The organism is Mammaliicoccus sp. A-M4 (assembly GCF_022386955.1).
In the GTDB taxonomy this organism is placed as follows: Bacteria; Bacillota; Bacilli; order Staphylococcales; family Staphylococcaceae; genus Mammaliicoccus; species Mammaliicoccus lentus.
Map to the genome: position 1 here is coordinate 77,240 of NZ_JAJNHH010000007.1, position 12,697 is coordinate 89,936.

Genomic DNA, 12,697 nt, shown 5'->3' on the forward strand with positions numbered 1-12,697 from the left:
AAGCTTTAACATTCAACACAAAGCATTCAATTTCTGCTAAAGTAGATTTTGTTGATAAACAGCAGAGAAAAAAACTTATAAATTACAAAACATATACGAAAACATTTTTAAATTATCTAGGAGGATTTTTACATTATGAAAAAAATAGCAACAGCAGCAATTGCAACAGCAGGAATTGCAACATTTATGGCACATGACGCAGATGCGGCAGAAAATAACCAAGGTTATAACCCAAATGATCCACATTCTTATGAATACAGCTACACAATTGATCAACAAGGTAACTATCACTACACTTGGAAAGGGAACTGGAACCCTTCAACTCAATCATACGGTAACGAAGCTCAACAACAAGTAGCTAACAATACTAGCTCAAATAATACTGAAGCTTCTTCTAATACAAATTATTCACAACCAGCATTCAATGCTGCACCAAACGGTGGAGGTTTAGGAGCTACAAATACTGCTTCTTCAAACCAAGATAACGTTCGCGTTTCAACTACACAAGCACCAACATCAGATAACCAAACTACAACTTCAAGCTCAAGTTCAAAAGTTAGCACTACAACTACTTCAACTTCTCGTCCATCAAATGGCGGAGGCGCTAACTTATACACAGCTGGTCAATGTACATACTATGCATTCGACAAGCGTCCTGACTTAGGTAACACTTGGGGTAACGCAAATAACTGGGCTAGCGCAGCTGCTCAATCAGGTTACACTGTAAATAACAAACCTTCATCAGGTGCTGTATTACAATCAACATCAGGTGCATACGGTCACGTAGCATATGTTGATAATGTTAATTCAGACGGTTCAATTGAAGTTTCTGAAATGAACTATGCAGGTGGAGTTGGAGTAGTATCTACTCGTACTATCTCAGCTACTGAAGCAGGTTCTTACAACTACATTCACTAAGATATTTTAAAAAAGAGCAATCATAATGATTGCTCTTTTTTATGCTTTAGTATCTACTTTTTTTATGCTAATACCTGTCATACCATAAAATGCCGCGAAGATAACACATAGATAACATGGTACTGCCCACCAGAAGAAATCTCCTAACGATACATGTAATAAATCTCTATAATAAATGCCAGATGTACCCCATGGAATAAATGGTAATACCATAGTTCCACAATCTTCTAGCGTTCGTGACAGATTAACTCTGTCTAAACTTCTTTCATCATACACATCCATTAATAATACACCAATCATAATAATAACAACTGATGCAACACCAGCAGCAAATACTAAAATTAAGCTACCAGCAATAGTTACAAATATAAGATGTGAATCTTTACTTATTTTACTAGATATTGTTGACAGTATTACTTTTAAACTGCCAGAAGCTTCTACAATTCCCGCGAAAGCATAACCACAAAAAATTGTAACAATTATTTCTGTCATACTCATTATGCCACCACGTTTTACAAGTTCTACCATAGAATTTGAAGCATCATTATTTGATAAAGATGTCATACTTATATCAAAACCATTCATTGTAACGTTAAAAGCATCAACTAAATCAAAACCATTGTTAAATATACCAACAACCATAGCTACTGCACTTGATAATAGCATCATTGGCACTGTTGGCTTACCCATACTTATGCCTATAACAATGACAATTACAGGTACCCAAACCCAAAAATTTAAATTAAAAGCTGTATCAATATTGCCTAATAAAGTATTAATACGTTTACTTTCAACATTTTCAGCATTAAATTGTAAACCTGCAAAGAACCATATTACAAGGCCGATTACTGATGCTGGAACTGTAGTCCACATCATATGTCTTATATGGTGAAATATATTTACTTTAGTTACAAGGGCGGCTAAATTAGTAGTATCAGATAACGGCGACATTTTATCACCAAACACGCCACCTGCTATAACAACACCAGCAATCATGCCTGCTGGTATATTCATTTCACTTCCTATAGCCATCAATGCAATCCCTGCTGTACCTACTGATCCCCATGCAGTTCCAGTCGCTACAGAAGTTACTGCTGTAATAATAAAAGCTGTTACTAAGAAATATGTAGGATTTATCATTTCTAAACCATAATAAATAAGTGCAGGTACAGTGCCAGAAAACATCCAAGTACCAATTAATATACCTACAGCAATAATAATAAAAATTGCAGGCATAGCAGTAGCTAATCTTTTAGTAATACCATCTTGTATTTCTTCCCAACTCAAGCCTACTCTTATTGCTATAAAGCCAGCATATATAGCTGCTAAAATAAGCAATGGTTGTATTGGGAATTGTAAAATTCCAAAACCTATTAAAACTATTATCCCCATGACCACGATAGTTGATACTGCTTCAAAAAGTGTTGGTAGCCTCTTCATATATCAAACCCCTTTCTAATAAATGAAGATTTCTTACAATTTTTTATAATAAAAGAAGTAGTTGTATATTTTACCAACTACTTCTTTTGTTTTACATGTGATATAAATGAATTATTACAAGAAAATGACATAAGTATTCTCACAATTCATTAAAAAACCCTATATTGATGGGCTATATCCTATATTACTGCATGTCATATTTCTATTTAAATATTACTAAAAGATTTTATAAGGTTATGATTAAGTAACAACTCGATGAAAATACACACAAACTCAATTTCATCTGTTAGAGTATATTTTGTCGTCGGAAAACGACACACACTTAAAATATAAATTATAAAATTAAACATATACGAAATTTACGGAGGAATATTTAAAATGAAAAAATTAACAACGATTGCAGTATTAACTACGGGATTAGCTACAACAATTATAGGGAATGGAGAAGCTTCTGCTGATACATTTGACCAAAACCAAAATGTACAACAAACTCAAACTCAAAACTATAATTACAACTACACTAGTAACTATAGCCAAAATTTCAATACTTCAAACATGAATGGATCAATTAATTCTTCATTCACTCAAACAGCAACACAAACTACAGGTTCATCAGCTAACTTATACACAGCTGGACAATGTACTTATTATATCTTCGATAAAAAAATGGAAGATGGAGATCCTATCAGCTCAACTTGGGGCAATGCTAACCAATGGGCTTCAAACGCAGCAGCTGATGGACACACAGTAAACAATACACCTAAAGAAGGTTCAATCTTACAATCATCTGCTGGTGCATTTGGTCACGTAGCATACGTTGAAAATGTAAACTCAGACGGTTCAATCGAAGTTTCTGAAATGAACTACCAAGGCGAAGGTGTTGTATCTTCTCGTACTATCTCAGCTTCAGAAGCTGGTTCTTACAACTACATTCACTAAAATTTGAATACTTTTTAAAGAGTCCAGACATAAATAATGTCTGGACTCTTTTTTATGCGATGAAAAAAGGATGTTTAAAGCTCTAACGGGCTAGAGTACATAAACAAGTACGTTAGAGCTTCATTTCTCCTATTTTCAATGTGATTTTATACTGAATTTATTTGATATAGTGCTCTAACGGGCTAGATATTTTAGTCTTGCACGTTACATTTTCTAACAAGCTAGAGTACATAAACAAGCACGTTAGAGCTTCATTTCCCCTATTTTTAATGTGATTTTATATTGAATTTATTTGATATATCGCTCTAAAGGGCTAGATATTTTAGGCTTGCACGTTACATTTTCTAACGAGCTAGAGTACATAAACAAGCACGTTAGAAAGATACTATAGGAAAGCATGCACTTTCAAAATCGAATATTTTTCCTTATTATTCCTTAAAGATATGTTTGATTATTATTGGCATTATTTTACTTCCAATATTAGCAATTTTAGTATTTATCTTCACCATTATTGGCGCAGTTAAAGCTTATCAAGGTGAAACTTATTTACCACCATTATCTATTCGCTTCATTAAATAGAAATAATTAAAACACTTTTTGTATAAAAAAGTGTTTTTTTTCTTTTTAAAGATAAAAGAGGCTCATTACTTTAATTATTAATCATGATAAAATAACTTGTATTCTTTTACACTCAAGAATACATATATTTATACGTCCCCTTTTTAAACATCATTTGTGCAATTCCTAAGATGGAATCGCATAATTTTTTTGTATTAAAAACTATAGTGCTTTAAAGGAGGAATTTTTTTGAAAGAAAACCTTAAAAAACCAAGAAGAAGATATATAAGTCTACCTACTCAAATATTAATTGCTTTAATATTAGGTGTTGTTGTAGGCTATTTTTTAAATGGACAAGATCAACTTATTAAATTTATACAACCAGTCGGTGATGTATTTTTAAACCTTATTAAAATGATTGTAATTCCTATTGTGTTTTGTTCATTAGCATTATCAATATCTAATGTTGGCGATATGCATACAGTCGGTAGGTATGGTTGGAAAACATTACTTTACTTTGAAATCATTACAACTATTGCTATTGGTTTAGGTATTATATTCGGTAATTTATTTAAACCAGGTTTAGGATTAGATGCAGATAAATTGCCTAAAGGCGATATTTCTACATATGAAAGCACTGCTGATGCAGCAGAAAAATCTACTTATGGAAATCATATAATAGATACAATTGTAAGCATTATTCCTACTAATATATTCGAAGCTTTAGCTGCAGGAGAGTTACTCCCAATTATATTCTTTGCTGTATTCTTCGGATTAGCTATTGCTGCAATTGGAGAGAAAGGACAGCCTGTTAAGGATGTTCTTGGAGGTGCACTAGAAGCTGTATTTTGGATGATACATAGAATTCTACGCCTTGCACCATATGGTGTATTTGCTTTTATTTGTGTAACGATTATGACATTTGGATTATCTGCATTAATTCCATTAGTTAAGCTATTAGCTGTTGTTGTAGGTGCTATGATATTCTTTATTGTTGTTGTTTTAGGCATAGTAGCCAAAATTTGTGGTATTAACATTTTTTCAATTGTTCGCATATTGAAAGATGATTTATTACTTGCTTTCTCAACATCAAGTTCTGAAACTGTTTTACCTTCAGTGATGGAAAAAATGGAAAAATTCGGTGCACCAAAAGATATCGTATCCTTTGTAGTACCTACAGGATATACTTTTAACTTAGATGGTTCTGCTTTGTACCAATCTATAGCAGCGTTATTTGTTGCTCAAATGTATGGCGTACATTTAAGTCTAGTAGAACAACTTATTCTAATGTTCACTTTAATGATCACGTCTAAAGGTATGGCTGCTGTTCCTGGTACTTCTATTGTTGTATTAATTACCACTCTAGGATCGATGGGGTTAAATCCAGAAGGTTTAGCATTAATCATTGGTATCGATAGATTATTAGATATGATGAGAACGTGTGTTAACGTAGTAGGAAACGCACTCTCTACAGTCGTTATTTCAAAATGGGAAAATAAATATGACCATGAAAAAGGTCAACTATATTTAAATTCTCTAAAAAAATAACAAAAAAAGATTCGGCTTGGGGGAGCCGAATCTTTTTTATTTTAATGAATCCTGTATTTCTTTAATTTCTTCTTGTTTTAAATCAACTACAATTTCTCCGTCTTTAGTGTCTTCTTTCAGAGCTTCTTTCGCTTCTTCTGAATGGTATAGCTCAGCAACTCTTTTTAAAGTTTTATTATCTTTATCTTTTGTATTTGCAGCTATAAAGTTGATATATGGTTTAGCAGCATTTGCATCTGGGTTTTCTGAATAGATAGGGTCTTTCTTAGGATTTAATCCGGCTTTAGATGCAACACCATTATTTATAACAGCGATATCTACTTCATCTAACGCTCTAGCTGTTTGTTGAGCATCGACTGCTTTAATATTTAAATTCTTTTTATTTTCAACTATATCTTTAGGACCACCATCTAATCCAAAGTCTTTCTTCAATTTAATATACCCTGCTTTTTCTAATAATTTTAAAGCTCTAGCTTGATTAGAAACGTCGTTTGGTATAACAACTTTAGCACCGTCTTTTAAATTTTTAATATCTTTTATTTGATTAGAATAAATACCCAGTGGAGCGAACACAGTTGTTCTAATTGGTGTGATTTCTGTTCCTTTATTTGCTCTTTGGAATTGATCTAAAAATGCAAAATGTTGGAATGAGTTTAAATCAATATCACCGTCTGACAATGCTTTATTGGGAACGTTATAATCCGAAAATTGTTTAACCTCTACATTAATATCTTCTTTTTTAGCTAATTCTGCTACTTTATCCCATACAGCAGTATCATTTGAAGCGATACCCACTGTTACCTTTTTATCATCTTTTTTATCACCACATGCTGCTAATAGTAAAACTAATGTCATTAATAATGTTAATACTTTTTTCATTTTATTCGCTCCTTTTCTTATGTATATAAATAAAAATCCCTTTTAAGCTTAGCTCAAAAGGGATTAACTTTATCTGCCAAGTTTAAAACTTGATGGATTTAGCACAGTTCTCTTTATAGAGTCCGCTGCTGAGATTTCATCGGGCCATATCCCTCAATCTCTCTTGATAATTTTTATTTGATTAATTCTGATAATACCTATCATATTACTCTAAGTCAATACTTTTTTAACTTCTTCTTACAATTTTAGACAATACATTACCTAAAGATTGGATAAGTTGTACCATAATGACTAGAATAACGACCGTAATAACAATAACAATTGTATCAAAACGTTGATAACCATAAGCTAAAGCTAAGTCACCAATACCGCCTCCACCTACTGCACCGGCCATCGCTGTAGCACCAATTAAACCGATAATAGATGTTGTTAATGCTAGAATTAAAGACCCTAGTGCTTCAGGTAATAAGAAATGTCGAATAATTTGAAACGGTGATGCTCCCATAGAATGTGCCGCTTCTATGACGCCTGAATTCACTTCTAACAGTGAGTTCTCTACTAATCTTGCAATATAAGGCGCAACATAGACTGTTAAAGGTACTATTGCTGCAGAAGTTCCAATAGATGTACCCACAATCATTTTAGTAAAAGGTACAATAGCAATAAGTAAAATAATAAACGGTACCGAACGGAATATATTAATAACTGGATTTAGCACATGATATATAAAAGCATTTGGCCAAATACCATTCTTTCTAGTTATAACAAGTAAAATACCTAAAGGAATACCAATTAATGCACCGATTACTAAAGAAACAGTAACCATGTATAGCGTTTGGTATATAGCGTCATATAGTTGAGATGAATCTAAAGATGATCCAAACATTATGCTTCAACCTCCTCATATTCAATATTTAAATCTGTTAAATACTGAAAACTATTTTGAATTGCTTCTTGTTCTCCATTCAGACGTAGTGTTAAATAACCTACTGGTGTACCTTGAATGTCTGACATTGATGCAAACAGTATATTTATTTGTACGTGGAATTTAGTGATTAAATCATTGATAATACTATGTGTCACTTGTTCACCATCTATGTATAATTTAATGTCTGTAGCAGTTTTATCTTCAGGAATAAGTTTTCTTAAGTTTGAAGATATATCTGTAGTTATCACAGTTGATACAAAGTTTTTAGCAGTTGATGTTTGGGGGTGACTAAACACATCTAATACAGGACCAATTTCAATAACTTCACCATTTTCCATAACCGCTACTTTATTGCATATTTGTTGGATAACACTCATTTCATGTGTAATTAATAATATTGTGACTCCAAATTGTTCGTTAACTCTCTTTAGCAGTTTTAAAATTGAATCTGTAGTTGCAGGATCAAGCGCACTTGTTGCCTCATCACATAATAAGATTTTAGGATCTGTAACTAATGCTCTAGCAATTGCTACTCTTTGTTTTTGACCACCTGATAATTCATTTGGATATTGTTTACCTTTGTCTTCTAAACCAACAAATTCAAGCAATTCATTCACTTTATCTTTAATGTCATTTTTATTTTTACCTTGTAAAATTAAAGGCATAGCTACGTTATTAAAAACTGTCTTTGAATTTAACAAGTTAAAATGTTGAAATATCATTCCTATATTTTTCTTAATGACTTGTAACTTTTTCTTCGAATATTTATTCACATCATGACCATCTACTAATACTTCTCCAGATGTCTTTTCTTCTAATACATTCACTAACCTAATTAAAGTACTCTTCCCCGCACCGCTATATCCGATAACACCGAATATATCTTGCTCTTCTACTTTAAAACTTACATCTTTAAGTGCTTGTATTTCAGAATTCTTTTGTTGGAAAATTTTATTCACATTTTTAAATTCTATCATAACATTTATCCCTTCCGAATTCTTATTATTATGATAAGAATTATATTGATGTTTACCTTTAACGTCAATACCTATAATCTAACTTTTCTAAATATTCATATATCTATATTGTATTTTTTCACTTAAATACTTTATTCACATTTTCTTGATGAATTTTTATTAATGTAAGCGTTATCAATAAAATATTGACAACTTTGTGAACAATCAATAAAATGAAACTTAAGATGTATTTTTACATCCAAAAACAAGGGGGTTATAAGTATGGCTGAGCATGATTTCAAGCGTTTAGCAGCAGATCCAAAGTTTAAAGAACTTGTGAAAAAAAGAAATAACTTTATATTTCCTATATCTATATTCTTTATTTTTGCTACACTGCTATTTCCAGTATTGACTGGATATACAAATATCTTGAATAATATTGCATTTTGGAATATCTCTTGGGCATGGATTTACGCATTATTATTATTCATTATGGTATGGACACTTGTCACTTTATATATGCGTAAAGCTAAATCTTTTGATAAAGATGCTGAAGCATTATTAATGGCGCATAGAGAGGGGCAAAACAAATGAATGTAATTGTCGTCGTTATGTTTATACTATTTGTTAGTATTACATTGTTTATTACATATTTTGCATCTAAAAGAACGCAATCAGCAAATGACTTTTATACTGCTGGAGGCGGGTTAACAGGTTGGCAAAATGGGTTAGCAATTGCTGGTGATTACTTATCAGCTGCATCATTTTTAGGTATAGCGGGTGCCATCGCATTATGGGGATTTGATGGTTTCTTCTATAGTATCGGTTATTTAACCGCGTATCTCATTGTGTTATACATTGTTGCAGAGCCTTTAAGAAACTTAGGTAAATATACTTTAGCAGATATGATTGCTGCACGATTTGAGCTAAAAAAAGTTAGAGCAATGGCAGCAGTATCTTCCATTACTATTGTTATTTTCTATATGTTAGCTCAATTAGTTGGAGCTGGTGCACTTATTCAATTGCTATTCGGTATACCTTATACACTTGCTGTTATTTTGGTCGGTATCATGATGACAATTTATGTATTGTTTGGTGGTATGACTGCAACAAGTTGGGTTCAAATGGTTAAAGCTGTATTACTTATGATTGGTACTATTATTATTTCATTTTTAGTGCTATTACATTTTAATTTCAATCTTTCTACTATGTTTGGTGAAATGCACAATATTAAATCACCTGCTTTTAAAAGTGAATTTATCAACCCTGGCTCACAAGGTAAACCGCCTTTAGATAATATCTCACTAATTATTGCTTTACTATTTGGTACAGCAGGTTTACCTCACATACTGATGCGATTCTTTACAGTTAAAGATGCCAAAACAGCAAGATCTTCTGTAATGTGGGCAACATGGATTATTGGTATATTTTATATTTTAACGATATTACTAGGATTTGGTGCGGCTGCATTATTAACACGTGAAGAAATCATAAACGCTAACCCTGCTGGTAATATGGCAGCCCCATTATTAGCTGCAAAGTTAGGCGGAGACTTCTTAATGTCATTTGTTTCAGCCGTAGCATTTGCTACGATATTAGCAGTAGTAGCTGGATTAGTATTGACTGGAGCATCTGCTTTCGCGCATGATATTTACGGGCAAGTTATAAAAAAAGGGAAAATTAGTGAGCGTGAGCAAATGAAAGCAGCAAAATTAGCATCATTAGCGGTTTCAGTTGTATCTATTATACTAGCCTTATTTGCACAGAATTTAAATGTAGCGTTCTTAGTATCATTAGCATTCTGTGTCGCAGCAAGCGCAAATTTACCTGTTATTATATTCACAATATTTTGGAAGAGATTTAATACTCATGGTGCAATTACTGGTATAGCTGTTGGCTTAATTGTGTCACTTGTACTCGTAATATTAAGTCCAAATGTCATGAACCCAGAAGGAACAGCATTTATTACAATGTCACCAATATTCCCATTATCAAACCCTGCAATCATATCAGTTCCAGCAGGATTTATTGGTGCATTTTTAGGGACTTTCTTAGGCAAATCAGAATCTCATGATAAATTCCAAGAAGTGCAAGTTAAATCAGCGACAGGCATTTCAACTTCAGATATTTCACATTAAAAATCAGTTCAGTTATGTTAAAAGAGTCTGGGACATAAATAATTGTCCCAGACTCTCTTTTTGTATTGGCAGTAGCTGACTGGTATGAGAATGCGCTTATAACAAGTTTTTTTCTTACCTAGTCATCCTTGCCGAGGTGGGACTACGAAATCTTTTTAATAAAATGAGATTTCTGTCCCACTCCCTTTCTTAATTTTTAATTAGCCTATTCATAAATTATTTTAATTTCGCTTTTTGTAAAAATTTAACTTTTTTACTTAATGATTTTGAAGACATAGATTTCAGCATTTTATTTCTCATTTTTATTTTCATCGTATTGGATGCCTGTCCAGCTTTTCCAATTTTCCTAGATTTTTTAATTACTTTTCTAGTGTGCTTAACTCTTAGTTTATTGTATCTTTTTAATGCTGCATCAACGTCTTTTTCTTTTAATAAGTTGGTTAAAGTAACAGCATCTTCAATAGCTTGTCCTGCTCCTTGTCCCATATTTGGCGTCGTTGCATGAGCTGCATCACCTAATAATACTACTCTTCCTGAAATGAATGATTTTAATGGTGTAAGGTCATACATATCATGGTGCAAAATACCAAGTTCTTCTTGAGCGTCTAATACATTACGTACTTCATCAGGATATTGATTAAAATATGCTTGAAGATGAGGCTTTTCGAATGATTTAAACTGTAAATCGTTCTCTTTGGCATTCATTGTACAGAACCAATATAATTCGTCATCCTTTAAAGGTACAATTCCAAATCTACCTTTATGTCCCCAATATTCTAATGCAGTAGTTCGATCAATATTCAAGTTTTCATTTACAACGCCTCTGAAACAAGTATACCCTGCGTATTTAGGTTCAGATTTTGGTTGAATTTGTTTCCTAATATTTGAATTCAAGCCATCTGCTGCGATAACTAAATCAGCTTCTGCTTCTTGCCCATTTTCAAAATATAACCTTATATTATCTGGAGTTTGTTTAAATTCTTTTAATTTATAATCTAAATTTATACGTTCTGGAGGTACATGTGTTTTTAATATTTCATGCAAAACACTTCTATGAATTGTTATATTTTGTTCTTCATCTTGGTTCATTTTTAAAGTGTTTAAAAATGAATCTAAATTAGTTCGAATTTCGATTTTGTTAAGGGCTTGTCCTTCTTGTTCAATTGCATATGTCATTTTGTAAGGCTTTAATGCTTTTAGTACATTGCTTCCAATGCCTATCCCAGCACCTACTTGATTCAAGTCATTTCTTTTTTCATAAACTTGTACATCATGCCCCGTTTGATAAAGTAAACCAGCAGCAGTTAAGCCACCTATTCCCCCACCAATTACTGCTATTTTCATTTTGTTCACTACTTTCTTTAAAATAAAAATCTTTACTTCTCAATTATAATTAATATAACTATATTTTAACATGAAGTCATTACGATAAATAACCCCAGTTCAATTAATAAACCCCAGTTCAATTAATAAACCCCAAAAGTTAAATTATTAGTAACTTTCGGGGTTCTTATTATCAATATTAAGAACTAGAGTTATCTATTATTTATAATAATCTTTATATATTTCAGCTTTCTTTAAATCATGTTTATCATAATAACTTTCCATAATCTTACCAATACTTGTCGCCCAGTTCACATCAGTCGCATATAAATGCTGTCCTGGATTGTAAGGATTCCACCTCATTTTGTATAAAGTATCTTGTCCATTATCTAGATAATCTTTCCTTACAAATCTTGCGCCACCATCTATTGCTTTTTCAGGTGAAGTCCACCCCTTCTTACGCGCATAACTGCTTCCTGTTTCAACTGCGTCTTGATCAAAAGCACCAATGCCATAAAAGTTATAAAAAGTTTTTCCATTGGACATTTTAACACCGCTAGCCAACTCAGAATTGCCGTTTCCAGTTTCTATGAAAGCATGACTTAATAAATAAATAATATTAATATTATACTTATCTTGTGCGTTTAAAAATGCTTTTTCTTTACCTTTCAAAACACCTTTATCTTTTAAAATATCTTTAACTTGTTTTTCAGATATATCAACTTTTTCAGATATATCCATGAATTGTAAATCTGTTTTACTCTTATCAATATCCATATACTTATCGATATCTTTCTTATCTGCATACACAAATTTATTATCTTTTTGTGTCACAGCTGGTGAATCACTCTTTGTCTGAATTTCCAAAGCTTCTTCATAAGTATGTGTTTGATGATTCTTGAAAAAAGGAGACTCGAAAATAATTAATAAAATAATAAATACAAATATAATAATGAGTCCTAATATTAGGGTGAATCTATCTTTCAAAAAGTTAATGATTCTCACACCTTTTCTTTTAATATAACCATATTACGTTATAAACTTATCTTAAAATATAACAAATATCAATA

11 protein-coding genes, 1 pseudogene and 1 riboswitch are annotated in these 12,697 nt (G+C 32.0%); of the genes and pseudogenes, 6 read left to right on the top strand and 6 right to left on the bottom strand.

Annotation, left to right across the window (positions count from 1 at the left end):
- Positions 1 to 135 precede the first annotated feature (135 nt).
- Complete coding sequence (locus tag LQ682_RS07680) at positions 136 to 918, top strand: CHAP domain-containing protein (RefSeq protein WP_017000912.1); 783 nt, start codon at positions 136 to 138, stop codon at positions 916 to 918.
- 39 nt (positions 919 to 957) lie between these two features.
- On the opposite strand, the gene nhaC is transcribed toward LQ682_RS07680, so the two are convergent.
- Positions 958 to 2,358, bottom strand: a complete 1,401-nt coding sequence (nhaC, locus tag LQ682_RS07685; protein WP_135021054.1) for a Na+/H+ antiporter NhaC — start codon at positions 2,356 to 2,358, stop codon at positions 958 to 960.
- A 378-nt stretch (positions 2,359 to 2,736) separates the two neighbouring features.
- On the opposite strand from nhaC, the gene LQ682_RS07690 reads away from it, so the two are divergent.
- From LQ682_RS07690 to LQ682_RS07700, 3 genes and pseudogenes are all read left to right on the top strand, one after another.
- The gene (locus LQ682_RS07690) at positions 2,737 to 3,297 is read left to right on the top strand and encodes a CHAP domain-containing protein (RefSeq protein WP_017000909.1); all 561 of its coding nucleotides are present in this window, start codon (positions 2,737 to 2,739) and stop codon (positions 3,295 to 3,297) included.
- A gap of 450 nt (positions 3,298 to 3,747) precedes the next feature.
- A pseudogene (locus LQ682_RS07695) lies at positions 3,748 to 3,876 on the top strand (magnetosome magnetite crystal formation protein family); the annotation flags it as partial.
- Between the two features lie 228 nt (positions 3,877 to 4,104).
- Entirely contained in the window at positions 4,105 to 5,403 is a 1,299-nt protein-coding gene (locus LQ682_RS07700; RefSeq protein ID WP_017000905.1) for a cation:dicarboxylate symporter family transporter, read from the top strand.
- 36 nt (positions 5,404 to 5,439) lie between these two features.
- Here LQ682_RS07700 and gmpC read toward each other — a convergent pair whose 3' ends face one another.
- The 3 genes from gmpC to LQ682_RS07715 all read right to left on the bottom strand — a co-directional run bounded on the left by gmpC (position 5,440) and on the right by LQ682_RS07715 (position 8,187).
- Entirely contained in the window at positions 5,440 to 6,282 is an 843-nt protein-coding gene (gmpC, locus tag LQ682_RS07705) for a dipeptide ABC transporter glycylmethionine-binding lipoprotein (protein ID WP_103268997.1), read from the bottom strand.
- 66 nt (positions 6,283 to 6,348) lie between these two features.
- Positions 6,349 to 6,455, bottom strand: a riboswitch (SAM riboswitch).
- A 53-nt stretch (positions 6,456 to 6,508) separates the two neighbouring features.
- Positions 6,509 to 7,168, bottom strand: coding sequence for a methionine ABC transporter permease (locus tag LQ682_RS07710; protein WP_017000902.1), 660 nt, complete (start codon positions 7,166 to 7,168; stop codon positions 6,509 to 6,511).
- Positions 7,168 to 8,187: a methionine ABC transporter ATP-binding protein gene (locus tag LQ682_RS07715; protein ID WP_017000900.1), complete on the bottom strand. Its 1,020-nt coding sequence runs from the start codon at positions 8,185 to 8,187 to the stop codon at positions 7,168 to 7,170. Before LQ682_RS07715 ends, LQ682_RS07710 begins: the two co-directional genes overlap by 1 nt.
- 261 nt (positions 8,188 to 8,448) lie before the next feature.
- Here LQ682_RS07715 and LQ682_RS07720 point away from each other — a divergent pair, with 261 nt between their 5' ends.
- Both LQ682_RS07720 and LQ682_RS07725 read left to right on the top strand, forming a co-directional pair.
- Complete coding sequence (locus LQ682_RS07720) at positions 8,449 to 8,760, top strand: DUF485 domain-containing protein (protein ID WP_017000898.1); 312 nt, start codon at positions 8,449 to 8,451, stop codon at positions 8,758 to 8,760.
- The gene (locus LQ682_RS07725; protein WP_103268998.1) at positions 8,757 to 10,304 is read left to right on the top strand and encodes a solute symporter family protein; all 1,548 of its coding nucleotides are present in this window, start codon (positions 8,757 to 8,759) and stop codon (positions 10,302 to 10,304) included. The genes LQ682_RS07720 and LQ682_RS07725 overlap by 4 nt, the downstream gene beginning before the upstream one ends.
- A 216-nt stretch (positions 10,305 to 10,520) precedes the next feature.
- Here LQ682_RS07725 and LQ682_RS07730 read toward each other — a convergent pair whose 3' ends face one another.
- Together LQ682_RS07730 and LQ682_RS07735 are read right to left on the bottom strand one after the other, a co-directional pair.
- The gene (locus LQ682_RS07730; protein WP_017000949.1) at positions 10,521 to 11,648 is read right to left on the bottom strand and encodes an FAD-dependent monooxygenase; all 1,128 of its coding nucleotides are present in this window, start codon (positions 11,646 to 11,648) and stop codon (positions 10,521 to 10,523) included.
- A 198-nt stretch (positions 11,649 to 11,846) separates the two neighbouring features.
- The gene (locus LQ682_RS07735) at positions 11,847 to 12,626 is read right to left on the bottom strand and encodes an N-acetylglucosaminidase (protein WP_369917462.1); all 780 of its coding nucleotides are present in this window, start codon (positions 12,624 to 12,626) and stop codon (positions 11,847 to 11,849) included.
- Between the last annotated feature and the right edge of the window lie 71 nt (positions 12,627 to 12,697).